General features: G+C 76.3%; 16 protein-coding genes and 1 pseudogene. 12 read left to right on the forward strand and 5 right to left on the reverse strand.

The window, feature by feature from the left end:
• Positions 1-19 precede the first annotated feature (19 nt).
• From LPU61_RS03830 to LPU61_RS03860, 7 genes are all read left to right on the forward strand, one after another.
• On the forward strand, positions 20-943 hold the full coding sequence (locus tag LPU61_RS03830) for an ornithine cyclodeaminase family protein (RefSeq protein WP_229404142.1): 924 nt from the start codon (positions 20-22) through the stop codon (positions 941-943).
• An 85-nt stretch (positions 944-1,028) separates the two neighbouring features.
• The gene (gene rimO / locus LPU61_RS03835; protein WP_229404143.1) at positions 1,029-2,528 is read left to right on the forward strand and encodes a 30S ribosomal protein S12 methylthiotransferase RimO; all 1,500 of its coding nucleotides are present in this window, start codon (positions 1,029-1,031) and stop codon (positions 2,526-2,528) included.
• 77 nt (positions 2,529-2,605) lie between these two features.
• A complete protein-coding gene (gene pgsA / locus LPU61_RS03840; protein ID WP_043962442.1) occupies positions 2,606-3,208 on the forward strand; it encodes a CDP-diacylglycerol--glycerol-3-phosphate 3-phosphatidyltransferase in 603 nt (200 codons plus the stop codon).
• A 50-nt stretch (positions 3,209-3,258) separates the two neighbouring features.
• Positions 3,259-3,834: a CinA family protein gene (locus LPU61_RS03845; RefSeq protein ID WP_043962443.1), complete on the forward strand. Its 576-nt coding sequence runs from the start codon at positions 3,259-3,261 to the stop codon at positions 3,832-3,834.
• Between the two features lie 156 nt (positions 3,835-3,990).
• Positions 3,991-4,449, forward strand: coding sequence for a helix-turn-helix domain-containing protein (locus LPU61_RS03850; protein WP_043962444.1), 459 nt, complete (start codon positions 3,991-3,993; stop codon positions 4,447-4,449).
• Between the two features lie 208 nt (positions 4,450-4,657).
• A complete protein-coding gene (locus LPU61_RS03855; protein WP_043962445.1) occupies positions 4,658-5,539 on the forward strand; it encodes a PspA/IM30 family protein in 882 nt (293 codons plus the stop codon).
• 70 nt (positions 5,540-5,609) lie between these two features.
• On the forward strand, positions 5,610-6,422 hold the full coding sequence (locus tag LPU61_RS03860; protein WP_229404144.1) for a hypothetical protein: 813 nt from the start codon (positions 5,610-5,612) through the stop codon (positions 6,420-6,422).
• A gap of 7 nt (positions 6,423-6,429) precedes the next feature.
• Here LPU61_RS03860 and LPU61_RS03865 read toward each other — a convergent pair whose 3' ends face one another.
• The 4 genes from LPU61_RS03865 to LPU61_RS03880 all read right to left on the reverse strand — a co-directional run bounded on the left by LPU61_RS03865 (position 6,430) and on the right by LPU61_RS03880 (position 12,379).
• Positions 6,430-10,125: a multicopper oxidase domain-containing protein gene (locus tag LPU61_RS03865; RefSeq protein ID WP_229404559.1), complete on the reverse strand. Its 3,696-nt coding sequence runs from the start codon at positions 10,123-10,125 to the stop codon at positions 6,430-6,432.
• A gap of 179 nt (positions 10,126-10,304) precedes the next feature.
• Positions 10,305-11,201, reverse strand: a complete 897-nt coding sequence (locus tag LPU61_RS03870; protein ID WP_229404146.1) for a zinc finger domain-containing protein — start codon at positions 11,199-11,201, stop codon at positions 10,305-10,307.
• 63 nt (positions 11,202-11,264) lie between these two features.
• Positions 11,265-11,540, reverse strand: a complete 276-nt coding sequence (locus tag LPU61_RS03875; protein WP_043964189.1) for a CPCC family cysteine-rich protein — start codon at positions 11,538-11,540, stop codon at positions 11,265-11,267.
• A gap of 56 nt (positions 11,541-11,596) precedes the next feature.
• Complete coding sequence (locus tag LPU61_RS03880; protein WP_043962448.1) at positions 11,597-12,379, reverse strand: S-adenosyl-l-methionine hydroxide adenosyltransferase family protein; 783 nt, start codon at positions 12,377-12,379, stop codon at positions 11,597-11,599.
• Between the two features lie 120 nt (positions 12,380-12,499).
• Between LPU61_RS03880 and LPU61_RS03885 the strand changes: the two genes are divergently transcribed.
• From LPU61_RS03885 to LPU61_RS03900, 4 genes and pseudogenes are all read left to right on the forward strand, one after another.
• Entirely contained in the window at positions 12,500-13,030 is a 531-nt protein-coding gene (locus LPU61_RS03885; RefSeq protein WP_229404147.1) for an alpha/beta hydrolase, read from the forward strand.
• Positions 13,031-13,237: 207 nt separating this feature from the next.
• The gene (locus LPU61_RS03890) at positions 13,238-14,449 is read left to right on the forward strand and encodes a helix-turn-helix domain-containing protein (RefSeq protein ID WP_229404148.1); all 1,212 of its coding nucleotides are present in this window, start codon (positions 13,238-13,240) and stop codon (positions 14,447-14,449) included.
• Between the two features lie 163 nt (positions 14,450-14,612).
• Positions 14,613-14,783, forward strand: coding sequence for a hypothetical protein (locus LPU61_RS03895; protein ID WP_229404150.1), 171 nt, complete (start codon positions 14,613-14,615; stop codon positions 14,781-14,783).
• A 61-nt stretch (positions 14,784-14,844) separates the two neighbouring features.
• Positions 14,845-14,904: pseudogene (locus LPU61_RS03900) on the forward strand (hypothetical protein); the annotation flags it as partial.
• Positions 14,905-15,336: 432 nt separating this feature from the next.
• Here the strand turns inward: LPU61_RS03900 and LPU61_RS03905 are convergent.
• The gene (locus tag LPU61_RS03905) at positions 15,337-15,552 is read right to left on the reverse strand and encodes a hypothetical protein (protein WP_229404582.1); all 216 of its coding nucleotides are present in this window, start codon (positions 15,550-15,552) and stop codon (positions 15,337-15,339) included.
• On the opposite strand from LPU61_RS03905, the gene LPU61_RS03910 reads away from it, so the two are divergent.
• Positions 15,545-15,973, forward strand: coding sequence for a hypothetical protein (locus LPU61_RS03910; protein WP_229404583.1), 429 nt, complete (start codon positions 15,545-15,547; stop codon positions 15,971-15,973). The genes LPU61_RS03905 and LPU61_RS03910 overlap by 8 nt on opposite strands.
• Positions 15,974-15,984 lie beyond the last annotated feature (11 nt).

Raw genomic sequence — 15,984 nt, forward strand, 5'->3', positions numbered from 1 at the left:
CAAGTTGCAGTATTCGGTCATGCCGCTGCTCTTCGCCGACCCCGACGTCGCCGCCGCGCTGGACGCTCCCACCACGGTGGCCGCGATGCGTGACGCCCTGCTCGCCGCGCACGCCGGCCGCCTGGTGGCCCCGCCCCGGGCCGCCGCGGCGCTGGGCGGGGGACGGATGGTGCTCACCGCCGGGCACCTGACCGGCGAGTGGTACGGCTTCCGCTCGTACGACACGTTCGGGCACCCGGAGGGTGAGCAGGTGGTCGTGCTGCACGACGGGCGCACCGGGGCGGTGCGGGCGGTCGCGGTCGGGGACGAGCTGGGCTCCCGGCGTACCGGGGGGCTCGGCGGGGTCGCCGTGGACGCCCTGGCCCGGCCGGACGCCGTCACGCTGGGCGTGGTCGGCTCGGGCGCGCAGGCGTGGACCCAGGTCTGGGCCGCCGCCGCGGTGCGCCCGCTGCGCGAAGTCACCGTGCACAGCCGGTCGGCCGCCCGGCGGGAGGCGTTCGCCGCCCGCATCCGCGCCGAGCTGGACGTGCCGGCGCGGGCGGTCGACTCGGCGCGGGCCGCCGTGCGGGAGCGCGACGTCGTGGTGCTCGCCACCACCGCCGTCACCCCCGTGCTCGACGCCGCCGACCTGGCCCCCGGCACCCACGTCAACACGGTCGGCTTCAAGCAGGTCGACCGGCACGAGTTCGGCACCGACCTGCTGGACGCCGCCGATGTGCTGGTCACCGACTCGCCGGCGCAGGCGGCGGCGTACGACCCGTCGATGCTGGCGACGCTGCCCGCGTACGCCGGGCGGTTGGGTGACCTGGGCGCGGTGCTGGCCGGTGCCGCCGAAGGCCGGACCGGCGCGGACCAGGTGTCGGTCTTCTGCTCGACCGGCCTCGCCGGCACGGAGGTCTTCCTGCTCGACCGGCTGGTCCGGGTCGGCGCGGCGATGGCCTGAGCCGGCCCCGGACGGCGGGCGACGTGCGGGGGCGATCCGGGTGGCCGCCGTTGCGGGCCGCTGTCCGCCCGCCCGGTACCCTCGGATGGTGTCTGCCACCGCCCCCTCCCCGCAATCCGCCGGCCGCCGCGTCGCCCTGCTGACCCTGGGCTGCGCCCGCAACGAGGTCGACTCGGAGGAGTTGGCCGCCCGGCTGCACGCCGACGGTTGGCAGGTCACCACCGACGGCGAGGGGGCCGACGTGGTGGTCGTCAACACCTGCGGCTTCGTCGAGAAGGCCAAGCAGGACTCGATCCAGACGCTGCTCGCCGCCGCCGACACCGGCGCGAAGGTGGTCGCGGCCGGCTGCATGGCCGAGCGGTACGGCCGGGAGCTGGCCGACAGCCTGCCCGAGGCGCAGGCGGTGCTGAGCTTCGACGACTACCCCGACATCGCCGCCCGGCTCGACGCGGTCGTCGCCGGCGAGGCGCTCGACGCGCACACCCCGCGCGACCGGCGGGAGCTGCTGCCGCTGACCCCGGTCGCCCGGCGCGACAACGCCGTCTCGCTGCCCGGTCACGGCACGCCGCGGGCCGCCGTGACCACCGACGAGCACACCCCGGCCCACCTGCGGCAGGTGCTGCGGCGTCGGCTCGACACCGGCCCGGTCGCGTCGCTCAAGCTGGCCAGTGGTTGCGACCGCCGCTGCGCGTTCTGCGCCATCCCCGCCTTCCGCGGCGCGTTCGTCTCGCGTACGCCCGACGAGCTGCTCGCCGAGGCGGAGTGGCTGGCCAAGACGGGCGTGCGGGAGCTGGTGCTGGTCAGCGAGAACTCGACGTCGTACGGCAAGGACCTCGGCGACCCCCGGGCGCTGGAGAAGCTGCTGCCGCAGTTGGCCGCGGTCGACGGGATCGTCCGGGTCCGGGCGAGCTACCTCCAGCCCGCCGAGACCCGCCCCGGCCTGGTCGAGGCGATCGCCACGACACCCGGCGTCGCACCGTACTTCGACCTGTCGTTCCAGCACTCCAGCGAGCCGGTGCTGCGCCGGATGCGCCGCTTCGGCTCCACCGACCGGTTCCTGGAGCTGCTGGCCGCCGCCCGTGCCCTGGCCCCGGAGGCCGGCGCGCGGAGCAACTTCATCGTCGGCTTCCCCGGCGAGACCCGGGGCGACGTCGACGAGCTGGTCCGGTTCCTCAGCGCGGCCCGGCTCGACGCGATCGGCATGTTCGACTACAGCGACGAGGACGGCACGGAGGCCGCCGGCCTGCCCGGCAAGGTCTCCGCCGCGACGATCAAGCGCCGGTACGACCGGCTCAGCGCCCTCGCCGACGAGCTGTGCTCGCAGCGGGCCGAGGAGCGGCTCGGCTCCACGGTCGAGGTGCTGGTCGACTCGGTCGACGACGGTGTGGTCGAGGGCCGGGCGGCGCACCAGGCCCCCGAGGTGGACGGCTCCACCACCCTGGTCGCCCCGGCCGACGGCGGGGTGGACCTGGCGGCGCTGCGCCCCGGCGACCTCGTGCGCGCCACGGTGACCGCCACCGAAGGGGTGGACCTCGTCGCCGTCCCGGATGAGATGATCTCGGCTGCGCCCGGCGCGGCACGGTGACGGCGGGCCCTGAGAAGGCGGGGGAGCCACGTGGTGCGGTGTCAGGTTCGCCGCGGCAGCCCGAGCGGGGTGCGTCGGTGACGCCGGCGGCGGAGCCGGCGCAGCCGCCGGTGGTCGCCCGGGTCCCGGTGCTCAACGCGGCCAACGGGCTGACCCTGCTGCGGCTGGTGCTGGTGCCGGTCTTCGCGGCCTCGGTGGTCGCCTCCGGCGCGACCCACGCCGGGTGGCGGATCGCGGCCTGCCTGATCTTCGCCGTCGCCTCGGTCACCGACCTGGTGGACGGCTGGATCGCCCGCCGGTTCGGCCTGGTCACCTCGGTCGGCAAGGTGGCCGACCCGATCGCCGACAAGGCGCTCACCGGCGCGGCCCTGCTGCTGCTGTCCTGGTACGACCTGCTGCCCTGGTGGGTGACCGGCGTCATCCTGGTGCGGGAGCTGGGCATCACGGCGCTGCGGTTCTGGGTGATCCGGCACGGCGTCATCGCGGCCAGCCGGGGTGGCAAGATCAAGACAGCGCTGCAGATCCTGGCCATCACCTGGTACCTGTGGCCGATGCCGGCCGGGCTCGCCGCCGTCGGCCCCTGGCTGATGGCAGCCGCCGTCGGCGTCACGGTGGTCACCGGCTTCGACTACGTGGCCCAGGCGCTGCGCCTGCGCCGGCCCGCCCGCGAGGATGCGTAGACCGGCGCGGGGACGCGTAGACCGGCCGGCGCGGGGAAAGGGACGTTTCCATGGGAACTGACGCGAACGGGCACCGGCCGGTGGGCAGCCCGGCGGCCGGCGTGGTGCACCGCCTCGCCGAGCGGCACGAGACGCTGGCCACCGTCGAGTCGCTCACCGGCGGCCTGCTCTCCGCCTCGGTGGTGGAGATCGCCGGGGTCAGCGGCGTCTACCGAGGCGGCCTGGTCGTCTACGCCACCGAGCTGAAGTCTGTGCTGGCGGGCGTACCGGAGGACCTGCTGGCCGAGCGCGGCCCGGTCGACCCGGACGTGGCCCGCGCCCTGGCCGAGGGCGGCCGGCGGCGCTGCGGCGCGGACTGGGGGCTCGCCACCACCGGCGTGGCCGGGCCGCAGCCGCAGGACGGCAAGCCCGTCGGGCTGGTCTACGTCGCGGTGGCCGGGCCGGCCGGCGCCGAGGTCCGCCGGCTCGACCTCGACGGGGGCCGGGACCACATCCGGACCGCCGCGGTGATCGAGGCGTTGCGGCTGCTCGCCGAGCGGATCGACGCGGCGGGGCCGGTCCCCGGGGCGGGCGCGCCGGAGGCCGGTGACGGCGACGCCGCGCCCGCCGGGGCGGCCCGCCGCTGAGCCCCTCGGCCAGAAGGACGGGCGGGGTGGGATGTCACCGGGGCCCGCAGCGGGTACGGTTGCGGGAAGGCTCCGACGCGTGGCGTCGACGCCGGGGCGGCACGCCGCGCCGGCACGGCGTCGGTGAAGAGGGTGAGACCCGTCAGGGGAGGTGCGATGGTCCTGCTACGCCGGGTGATCGGTGACGCACTGCGGGCGCGCCGGCAGGGGCAGCACCGCACCCTGCGCGAGGTCTCCTCCGCGGCGAACGTCAGCCTGGGCTACCTGTCCGAGATCGAGCGCGGCCAGAAGGAGCCCTCCAGCGAGCTGCTGGCCGCCATCTGCGACGCCCTCGGCGCCCGCCTCTCCGAGCTGCTGCGCGAGGTCAGCGACACGGTGGCGCTCGCCGAGCAGCTTCCCGGCGTGCTGGTGCCGGTGCAGGACGAGCCGGCCGAGCCGGTCGAGTCCCCCGTGGCCCGCGCCTCGGTGCGCAAGTCGACCGGCCGGGGCGTCCGGCAGGTCACCTCCGGCGGCCCGGTGGCCGTGGCGGTGCACCAGGACTCGCCGCTGAAGGCGACCCTGCGCACCCGCGTGCGCCCCGCCGAACGCGACCGCGACGTCGTCTGCGCCGCCTGATCCCACCCGCCTCCCCGCAGGTCGCCCGAGGACGTGGTCGGGCTTTCCCGCGCCGCGTACTGTTGATCAGACGGTGGCGTGCCGCCGGTGACGTACGGATGCCGGGCTGGCGCCCGGCTGGGACGATGGGGGTCACCGCCGCACGACCACCGGCCGGACCGCCCGGCCCGGCCGGGCGGCGCGACTCTACTGAGGGGATACCGCGGAGATGGCGAACCCGTTCGTCAAGGGCTGGAAATACCTGATGGCGCTCTTCGGTGCCCGGATCGACGAACACGCCGACCCCAAGGTGCAGATCCAGCAGGCGATCGAGGAGGCGCAGCGCCAGCACCAGGCGCTGGTGCAGCAGGCGGCGGCGGTGATCGGCAACCAGCGGCAGCTGGAGATGAAGCTGTCCCGCCAGATGACCGAGGTCGAGCGGCTCCAGGGCAACGCCCGGCAGGCCCTGGTCCTCGCCGACCAGGCCCGCGCCCGGGGCGACGAGGCGGAGGCCGGGAAATACGAGCAGACCGCCCAGGTCCTCGCCACCCAGCTCGTCTCCGCCGAGCAGGCCACCGAGGACCTGAAGACCCTGCACGACCAGGCGCTCGGCGCCGCCGCGCAGGCCCGCCGGGCGGTGGAGAACAACTCGATGATCCTCCAGCAGAAGCTGGCCGAGCGCACCAAGCTGCTCAGCCAGCTCGAACAGGCCAAGATGCAGGAGAGCGTGGCCCAGTCGCTGGAGTCGATGTCGTCGCTCACCGCGTCCGGCAGCACCCCGTCCCTGGACGCGGTGCGGGACCGCATCGAGCAGCGCTACGCCACCGCGATGGGCCGCGCCGAGCTGGCCGGCAACTCCGTCGAGGGCCGGATGCTGGAGATCCAGAAGGCGTCCCTGGACTCGGCCGGCTCGTCCCGGCTGGAGCAGATCCGCGCCAGCATGGCCGGCGAGCAGCTCGCCGGCCGGCAGGACCGCCCGGCCGTGGGGCAGCAGGGGCAGGCCGCGCCCGCCGCCCCGGCCGTCGACCCGGCCGCCGCGGCCCGGCTCGACCAGCTCCGGGCCAGCATGGGCCAGGAACGCGGCACCGGGGACACCAGCACCGCCGGCTGAGCGGCATCGACGGCCGCCGGCCGGGCGGCCCCGGCACCGCCGACCCGGCGGCCGGAACGAGGAGGCACGGGTGGCAGACGAGCGAGCACGATACTTCCGCCAGCTGCGCAGGCTGCGGCGGTCCGCCCGCCGGTGGAGCGTGCTGGGCGGCGGGCTGACCGGGGCGGCGGCGGTGCTCACCCCGTACGCCGGGCTGGGTCTGCCCGACGCGGCGTGGGCCGGCGCGGCCGGCAGCGCGGTGGCCCTGGCCGCCTGGCGGTGGATCGACCTGCGGGCCCTCGCGGCGCGCCCCGCGCCCCCGGCCCTCGACCCGGCCGAGGCCGCGGCCCGGTCCCGGGCCCGGCTCGTCGCCGCCGTGGAGCGGCTTCCCGCCGGGCAGGGGGTGGTGGCGGAGGTGCGCCGCGCCCGGTCCCGGCTGGCCCTGCGCGGCACCAGCGTGGCCGAGCCGTGGGCCCGGCTGGACCGGGCCGCGCTCACCCTCGGCGGGATGACCGGCCGGCTGACCGGCCTGGCCGAGCCGGCGGTGTCCGAGGCCGCCGCCGCCGACCGGTCGCTGCGTGAGCTGGCGGGGCGGGTGGCCAGCGTCGAGCGGGCCCTGCGGCTCGCCCCCGCCGACGCCCGCGCCCCCCTCGCCGAGGCCCACCGCGAGCTGTCCGCGCAGCTGGAGAGCGGGGTGGCGGCGTACGAGCGGCTGGTGGTGGCCGCCGCCAGCTACCTCGCCGAGGACGCCCGCTCCGACGCCGGTCACCTCGGCGGCCGGGCCGCCAGCGAGCAGGCCGCCGCGTCCCGGCTCGCCGAGGCGACGGACCTGCTGCACGGGGTGGCGTCGGCGCTGGCCGAGCTGCGCACCGTCGGCGAGCCCCTGCGCACCCCCACCCACTGACCCGGCCTCACCCGGGCGTGGTCACGGCGACCGCCGGGGTGAACGGGGAGCTGCCGACGACGTTGCCGGCCCGCACCCGGTAGTGGTAGGTCACGCCCCGGGCCAGGCCGGTGTTGACGAACGCCCGTCCGTGCACCGTGAACGCGGCGACCTCCCGCTCGAACGCCGGGTCGACCGCCCGCTGCACCAGGAACCCGGCCCCCGGGCCGCCCGGCGGGTCCGCCGTCCAGGTCAGCGTCACCGTCGCGGTGTCCGGCGCGGGGGCGCTCGCGACGGCGGTCAGCCCGGTCGGCGGGGCCGGCCGGGGCGGGCTGGTGACGGCGGCGACCGTCGACCACGGCGACGCGACCCCCAGGTACGTGGTGCGCACCCGGTAGTAGTAGGTGGTCTCCGGGGCCACGACGGCGTCCACGTGCTGCTCCTGCACCCCGATGGCCGTGGTGGCGGGGCCGCTGGTGAACGTCGGGTTGGTGGCCCGCTGCACGTCGACGCCGGTGGCGAAGGAGCGGTTCGCCCAGCGCAGCGCCACCCGCAGCGGGGCGGCCGGCGGGATCACCGCGGCCAGCCCGGTGGGGGCGGCGAGGCGTACCGACGCCGGCACGCCGTTGGACCAGGCCGAGCAGCTCACCTCGTTCTCCGCCCGGATCCGGTAGTGGTAGGTGACGCCGGGGGTGACCGTGGAGTCGGTGTACCGGGTCGCGGCGGCGGCCACGGTGATCGCGGTGACCCCCTCGGTGAACGCGACGTCGGTGGCCCGCTGGAGCAGGTGGCTGCTGGCCGGCGGCCGGCCGCCGTTGCCGGTCCAGGTCAGCGCGATCGCCGGCAGCACGGTCGCCGATCCGGGCACCGGCGTGGCGGTCAGCCCGGTCGGGGCGAGCGGGGCGACCCGCAGCACCAGCGGGCGGCTCATGCCCTGGTCGCGGTGGCCGGCGAGCTGGCTGTGCCAGCGGTACTCCCACCCCATGTTGACCAACTGGTTGACCACCGCCGCCGGCCGCCCGTCGACGGGGCTGACGGCCGTGGAGCCGATCCGGGCGCCGGCCGGGCGGGTCGGGTCGAGCAGCCGTACGCTGTCGCCGATCTTGAACGGCAGGGCGGGGGCGACCGGCCGCAGCGCCACGATCACGTCCTCGCGGGGGTTGACCCGCACCGTCTCCTTCCAGCCCAGCTCGTTGGGCTCGGGCGGGCGGATCGCCCCGTTCCAGCCGACCCGGTTGACCACCTGCACGTCGCAGCCGCCGACGTGCACGGGGTGGGTCTGCGGGGTGTTGCCGACGATCCGCCAGAGCTGGGTGCCGTCGGCGGGCGCGCCGACCTGCACCGTCGGGTCGGCGATCACCAGCGTCTCGGTGGCCGGGTCGACCGGCCCGAGCGGCAGGGTGGCCGGGCCCAGCGGCCCGGCGTGCGGGTGGGCCACCCCGAGCCGGCCGGCGACCCGCCCGTACGCCGGGTCGAAGACGTGCTGCACCGCCTTCACCGTCAGCGGCAGCGTCACCGGCGCGGCGGCGCCGACCGGGGTGAAGCTGACCGCGATGGCGTGCGCCGTGCCGACCGTCTCCCGGGCCGTGCGGGTGCCGAACGCGCGGTCGTACGCCGGTTGCGGCACGATCGGCGGGCGCTGGCTGGCCGCGTACGCGCCGGGCAGCCGCTCGGCCAGCCGGTCGAGGTCGTACGGCTCGGCCGGCTCGCCGGCCACCCGGAACTGGAGCAGGGTGCGGGTGTTCGGCCCGTACCCGGGCAGGGTGCCGGGGACGCCGCCCACGGCGGTGCGGTCCGGGGCGCCCGTGTGGTGGTCGTTGCGGGGGTCGAAGCGGGGCAGCGGGGCCGGGCAGTCGTTGTAGAGGATCAGGGTGGACCCGGGCGGGACGGCCGAGAAGTCGACGACGACGTCGGCCCGCTCCCCGGGGGCAAGCAGCAGGGTGTGCCCGTCGACGTTGAGCACCGTCGGGTCCTGCCGGTCGTACCGGTAGCCGACCGGCCGGTTCGGCAGCACCGCCGGGGCCGGCAGCAGGCCGCACTCGTTGCCGACCTGGATCATCGCCGGCCCGGCGGCGGCCGGGTCGGGCACCCCGCCGTCGCGCCCGTCCACGGGCCAGTGCGGCGGGCGGCCGGGCGCGCGGGTGGCCTCCACCATCGGCACCTCGCCCGCGTCGGCGTCGAGCAGCCCGCCGTCCGCGTCCCACATCGGCCCGTCGGAGCGGGCCCGGTAGAGCTGGAGGTTGAGGGAGCGGTCCGCGCAGGCGTTGAGGATCCGCAACCGGTACGCCTTCGGCGCGACCGTCAGGTACGGGTACGCGACGCCGTTGACCAGCGGGGTGTCCCCGTACGCCTCGGGCACCGCCGACGGGTGCGGCACGCCCGGGGCCAGCGGCGGCTCGTCGGGGTCGGCGACGGGATCGTGGTGCGGGTTCGGCACGGGCCCGCCCGTGGTCCCCGGCGCGGTCGCCGGCTGCGCGTCGTCGGACCCCGGCCGGCCCGGCGGCGCGTCGGCCGGGGGCGCGGGGCGGGTCCACGGGCCGTAGTCCCAGCGGCCGGTCGGGTTCGTCCCCGACGGGCGGGACGGGTGCTGCCGGGGCTGGTAGACGTGCGGGTGCCAGAGGCTGCCCCGGGCCCCCCAGCGGTCCCGGTCCCACGTCGGGTCCTGGCCGGCGAGCTGCGTGTCGTCGGGCACGAACGTGCGGTCGGTGACCACCAGCGGAAGCTGCTCGGCGGGCAGCACCCCGTCGGCGACGAGGCCCTCCTCGGCCTCGTCGGTGAGCAGGTAGACGGCGAGCTGCCCGGAGCAGACGGTGAGCCGGGACAGGCCGAGGGTGTTGTCGTGCAGCCACATGAGCCGGCCGCTCTGCTCGTTGGGGTAGTAGAGCGTGGTCGCCCCCGGGCCGGGCGGCGGCATGTCCGGCACGTGGGTCAACCCCACCCCCGTCGGGTACGGGGTGATCTCCCCGGCTGGCGTCACCCACTGCCACGGGTTGCCGGCGCTGATCCAGCCGGTCTGCCCGCCGTACAGGTGCGGCACCGCCCGGTTCTGCGGGTAGGGCGCCGGACCGTCCAGCGGGCCCGGCCCGGCCCCGTCCAGCGTCGCGTCGACGGGCAGGAACAGCTCCCCGGCCCGGCCGGTGGGCAGCTGGTTGATGAACTTGATCCGCACCGGCCGGCCGCGCCGGGCCACGATCACCGGCCCGCACAGGTACGGCCGGTCGGGCGGGGCCACCGTGTTGTGCCCGGTGCCGTCGGTGCCGAGATTGAGCTGCCGGTAGCCGCGCAGCCGGGTGGCGGGCAGGTCGCGGTGCAGGCGCTGCGCGTACTCCTGGAGGCCGATCTCGTAGTAGTCGCAGCCCGGCCAGGTGATGGTGTCCGGCACGGCGACCGGCAGCCACCCGCCCAGCTCGGTGCGGCCCCCCTCGCCGGGCCGGGGCAGCGCGTCGACGAACTTGCGCAGGCCCGTGCCGGGGGCGACCCCGCCGCGTTCGTCGGGCGCGGGGACCGGCACCGGCAGCGGGCTGGCGGCGAAGTTGGGCACCGGGCCGAAGCAGCGCGGGACGGCCGCCGGGTCGAGGCTGGCCGGGGCTACCTCCTCGGCTTTGGCCACGTCGGGCTCGGTCGCCTCGGCGGTCCGGGCCGCCGGCACGGTCGGCCCCGGCTCCGCGCCGGTACGCGCGGGCCGGTCGACGAAGTTGGAGCGCAGTCTGCGGAACAGCACGATGGCTCTCCCCGGATCGATCGTGGCGTGGCGACCGCCACCCCCTCGGGGCGGCCGCACCCGCCCGTTGACGGTCGGTGAGCACTCAACCGCAGCATGCGACGTCGGAGGGCCGGTGCGGAACTACCCAATCGTCCCTATCTGCGGACGTCCCGGACGCTGGGACGGCGTGTCGCCGCAGGTCAGGGTGCGGACGCGGGCGGCTCGGGTCCCGCCCCGGGCCCTGTCCCGAGCCTCGGCTCCGGCTGGCAGGCCGGGCACCAGTAGGTGACCCGCTCGCCCAGCTCCTCCTTGCGGATCGCGGTGCCGCAGCGGCGGCACGGCTGGGCGCGCCGGCCGTACACGTAGCTCGTCTCGCCCCGGCGCAGCGACCCGGTGGTGCTCTGCGTCCACCGTCCCCGGTTGGCCGCCAGCAGCCGCTGGGCGAGCGCCACCGTGCCGGCCAGGTCGGGCACCGCGCCGACCGGCGTCCACGGCGACAGCCCGCGCAGGAACAGCACCTCGCACTTGTAGAGGTTGCCCACCCCGGCCAGGTTGCGCTGGTCGAGCAGCGCCTCGCCGATCGTCGCCTCGGGTGCGGCGGCGAGCCGGCGGACCGCCTCGGCCGGGTCCCAGTCCGCGCCGAGCAGGTCCGGCCCGAGGTGACCGACGAGGGCGTCCTCCTCGGCGGTCGGCACCAGCGCCAGCTCGTGCAGGTGGTAGCCCACGGCGACCGCGTCGGGGGCGCGCAACACCGCCCGGATCAGGTGCGCGGGCCGGCCCGTCCAGCGTTCCCCCGGCGCGTACGCCCGCCACGCCCCGTCCATCCGCAGGTGCGAGTGCAGCGTCCAGCCGGCGACCCCGCCCGGCCCGTGCGTCGCCGACCGCCCGGTGGGGCCGGCACCCGGGCCGGCCGGCGCGGGCGCGGCGAGCCGCAGCAGCAGGTGCTTGCCCCGGCTCGCCGACTCGCGCACCGTCCAGCCGGCCAGGTCGGTGCCGGCCAGCCGGGGCACCCGGAAGTCGGAGGCCGTCAGCCGGGCACCGCCGAGCGCCCGCCCCAGCACGCGGGCGGTGTTCCAGACGGTGTCGCCTTCGGGCATGCCGCCATTGTCCCCGCCAGGGCGGCGTTCACCCTGGCCGGGGCGGTGTGGGCACCCCGAGGGTCAGGGGCGCTCCTCCGGGCGGGCCGGGCGCACCATGTCCTGGTAGCGGGGGTGGCTGGCGCCGTAGACGGCGAAGTTGAGCCGGGCGAGGGTCAGGCTCAGGTCGCCGTTGGGGCCGCCCCGGACCACGTCCGCGTCGGCGTCGCTCTGACCGTCGTCGGTCCAGAAGCAGACCGGGCACGTGCCGCCCCCGGTCAGCGAGGCGCAACAGGGACATGCCGAAGGAACCCACTGAACACCCACCGGGAGAGCATTCCACAACCGACGATCCGGCATCACTCCGACGGTGGGCCGATTTCACGTTCCGGCCACATCCTCTTCGGCGGTGACGGTCAGCCCTCTTCGGCGGTGATGGTCACCAGGTCACCCGGTGCGACGCCCAGCACGTCGGCGGCCCGGCCGCCGTTGACGGCGGCGGCGACCAGGCCAGCCGAGTCGACGTACGCGACCAGCGCGCCGGACGGGGCGTCGCCGAACGTACGCCCGTGCGCCGCCGCCCGACCGGCCACCCGCAGCCGGGCCGGCAGCGGGGCGAGCCGCCTGCCCGGCGCGGCGAGCTGCACGTTGCCGAAGTGGTCCACGGTCAGCACCTCGGCGGCGAACCCGCCCGGCTCGTCCCGCACCACCGGCTCGGGCAGCCGGACCAGGCCCGCCGGGTCGACCGCCGGCCCGGCGTCGGCCAGCGGCGCGCCCGACGCCAGCCGGGCGGCCACCGGGGCGAAGACGTCCCGGCCGTGGAAGGTGCGCGACACCTCGGGTGCCAGCCACGCGGGATTGGTCAGCTCCACGGCGGCCGTCACCCCGCCCAGCGCCTCGGCCGCGTCGGGCAGCAGCCCGTTGTCCGGCCCGACCAGCGTCCCGCCCGGCGTGGCCAGGGCCACCCCGCGCCGGGCCGTGCCCACCCCCGGGTCCACCACCGCGACGTGCACCCCCTCCGGCAGGTACGGCACCGTCTGGGCGAGCACGGCCGCGCCCCGCCGCACGTCGGCCGGCGGGACGAGGTGGGTCACGTCGATCACCCGGACGGCCGGGGCGAGCCGGGCGATCACCCCGTGGCAGGCGGCCACGAACCCGTCGGCCAGGCCGTAGTCGGTGGTCAACGAGATCCACGCCATCGGCGTCCTCCTTCGTGCTCGCTCGTGCTCGCCTGCCCGGTTGCTTGCCGGCCGGTCGCTTCGCCTGCCGGACCGGCGCGGGGCGGCGCGGCTGCCGGCTCGACGCTAGCCTCCCGAGGCATGACGCGCGTGCTGCTGGTGCCCGGCCGCAACGACCCCCTGCCCGAGCACTGGCAGGAGTGGCTGGCCCGCCGCGATCCCGCGCGCCGGATGGTCCGGCACGCCACGCCCGGGCGATACGTGGCCGACGAGCGGGTCGCCGCCCTCGCCGCCGCCCTCGACGGGGTCACCGAGCCGGCGGTGCTGGTGGCGCACAGCGCCGGCTGCCTCACCGTGGCGCTCTGGGCGGCGTCCTGCGGGCCGGGCCCGGTGCGGGGCGCGCTGCTGGTCACCCCACCCGACGTCGACGAGCCGTGGACGGACGGGACGTCGGTGCTGCCGGCCCTGCCCGACGTCCCGCTGCCGTTCCCGTCGATCCTGGCCGCCAGCCGCACCGACCCCGTGATGACGTACGACCGGGCGGCGCACTGGGCCCGGCGGTGGGGAGCCGAGCTGGTCGACCTCGGCGACGCCGGGCACCTGACGACCGCCGACGGCTACGGCCCGTGGCCCTTGGCGGAGACCCTGATCGCCCGCCTGACCACCGACTGACCGGGAGCGCGGGGAGGGCTCTGATGATCGTCTGTCGTTCAGCGAGACGACACGCCGTCTGCTTTCTCCCATAACAGCAGCCGATCATGGCGCGCGCCGCCCGCCGTCGCCCCCAGCAGACCGATGCAAGGGTTACGGGCCGCCGCGTGCATGAGTACCGTGGGAAGGCGACCCTGGGTGGGTGGCGCGTCACGCTGGGAGGTCGGGATGGACGCCATGCCGGAGCTGACCTTCGGGCAGCGGTTGAAGCTCTACCGTGAACGGGCGGGCAAGACCCGCGCGGTGCTCGGCGGTCTGGTGGGCCGCAGCGCCGAGTGGGTGAAGGCCGTGGAGAGCGATCGCATCCTGCCGCCGCGCGTGCACATGCTGGATCGGATCGCCCGCGCACTCAAGGTCGACGTTTCCGCCCTGGTCGGGGAGCTGAGCGACCGGTCCGCCGTCGTCAACGGGCCGGAGCATTCCGCGCTCGCCTCGGTGCGCGACGCCGTCAACCGCCTCGCGCTGCCCGGCGCCGCGACCGCGCCACCGCTGGCGCAGCTCAGCGAGCGCCTTGCCGCAAACTGGCGGGCACGCCACGAGTCCTCGGACCACCGGACGGTGTTGGCGACCGTGCTGCCGAACCTGGTCCGGGACGCGCAGCTCGCCGCGCTGACGTACGAGGGAGACGATCGCCGTCGGGCGCACGCGCTGCTGGCTGAAACCCTCGGGCTGGCCCAGATGTACCTTGCCTACCAACCTGCCGCCGAGCTGATCTGGCGCGTCGCCGACCGGTCGATGATGGCGGCGCAGGAGTCCGGCGATCCGGAGGCGGTGGCCCGCGCGGGCTGGTTCCTGTGCCAACTCCACCGGGACTCGGGCGACTGGGACACCGCCACGACGGTGGCGCTGGACCTGATCTCGGCGCTGGAAGCGCGAACGGCAGACGCGAACCCGAACCTGCTCGCCCTGTGGGGTGCCCTGCACTTCGAGGCCGCCTATATCGCCGCGCGGGCGGGGGAGGAGGGCCGTGCCTGGCGGTACTGGGATCTCGCCGACGACGTGTCCCGGCGGCTGCCGCAGGGCTTCTACCAGCAGCAAACGTCGTTCTCCCGGATCATCATGGCCGCGCACGCGGTGACTCTCGCCGTCGAGTTGCAGAAGCCCGGTGAGGCGTTACGGCAGGCCAACCGCCTCGATTCGGCTGCCGTCCCGTCGCGGCCACGCCGTGCCCGGCACCTGATCGAGGTGGCTCGCGCACATCTCGCCAGGAGCGACACCGGGTCCGCCGTGGAGGCTCTCCGCCAGGCGTACGACGCGGCACCGGAGACGATCCGCTTCAACGGCTACGCCCGCCAGATCACCCTCGACCTGCTCGACGGCCCCAGGTCCGCACGAAACGGGGCACGCGATCTCGCGCTGAAAGTCGGGCTAGCCTCCTAAGCGGGTAGGAACCTTACCCGTTCCACCTCGTAGCGCTCCGTAGGTTTCTCCTTGCGGAGCGCGGTCGACGGTGTGCGTTTCCGCAGTCTGATCAACAGCGGCGGCGTCGGTGCTTCCCACGAGCACGCTGCCGCGCCCCTGTGACCAAGGCGGAGTGAGCGCAATGGCATCTGATCGCGGCGATGAGTCGACGTCCAGCAGCGGCGAGCGGATGGAGGAGACGGAGCGGGAGGCGGCCCGGCAGCGCATCCTCGCGCAGGCCGAGGCGGAGCGGATACCGGTGGAGGAGACGACCCGGGCGGTGCCGGATCGGCGGTGGCGTCGTGGCCGGTGACGAGCTGCCGGCGGGTCGCCGGGTGGCGCAGTGGCGGGTCCGGCGCGGGATGACGCAGCAGATGCTGGCCGACCGGTTGGGCAGGTCGAAGAGCTGGGTGGACAAGGTCGAACGGGGCGTCCGCGCCCTGGACAAAATGTCCACCTTCCGGGACATCGCCGTCGTCCTGCGCATCGACGCTTCGGTGCTGCTGGGCCGTGACGTGCAGCCGGCCGAGGTGACCGAACGCGTCGAGGGCGTCGAGCGGATCCGGGCGGCCCTGTCGACGTACGACATCGCTCTTGGCACGCCGGCGGCCCGCAGCGTCGTGTTGCCGGCGGACCGGTTGGCCCGGGACGTCGCGCACGCGTGGGTCACGTTCCAGCATGCCCGGTATCCGCAGGTGGTCGCGGTGGTGCCGGGTCTGCTGGCAACGGCGCAGCGTGCGCACGCCGACGCCCCGGACTCGGGGCGGGCGGCGCTGGTGGAGGCGTACCGGGTGACCGCGTCGCTGCTGGTGAAGCTCGGCGAGGGCGAGTTGGGCTGGCTGGCCGCCGACCGGGCGGTGGCCGCCTCAGCCGGCGATCCGGTGCTGGTGGCCGCCGCCTGCGTGCAGCTCGGCCAGGCGCTGCGGGCGTCGGGGCGGGCGCGGGCGGCGAGGTCGGTGAGCCTGGCCGCCGCGTACCGGATCGCCCCGCCCGACCCCGACGACGGCGTCCCGGCGGAGCTGTCGTTGTGCGGGGCGCTGCTCGTGCAGGCCGCCCTCGCGGCGGCCCGCGACGGTGACCACCGGGCGACGGCCGACCTGCTCGACGAGGCCGGGCGACCTGGCGGCGCGGGTGGGCGACGGCCACGACCGTCATGCGACGGCGTTCGGCCCCACGGCGGTCGACGTGGCCCGCGCCGCCGCAGCCGTCGAGTTGGGCGCGGCCCGCGACGCGGTCGCCTGGCACGAGAAGGCGGTCAGGTGGAACGCCTGGCGGTGGCTGCCGCCCGAGCACCGCGCCGCGCACCTGCTCGATGCCGCGCGGGCGTACCTGCGCACCGGCGACCCGCGCGGAGCCGGCCGGGTGCTGCTCGACGCCGAACGCACCGCCCCGGCCGAGCTGCGCCACCGCCCTGCCGCCCGGCAGGTGATCGCCCAGGTGACCCGTGCTCCGCACGCCCCGGCCACCCTCGTCCAGCTAGCGCTCAGCCTCGGTGTCACCTGACCGGGAGTTTC

The sequence above is a fragment of the Micromonospora sp. NBRC 110038 genome (assembly GCF_020884815.1).
In the GTDB taxonomy this organism is placed as follows: domain Bacteria; phylum Actinomycetota; class Actinomycetes; order Mycobacteriales; family Micromonosporaceae; genus Micromonospora; species Micromonospora haikouensis.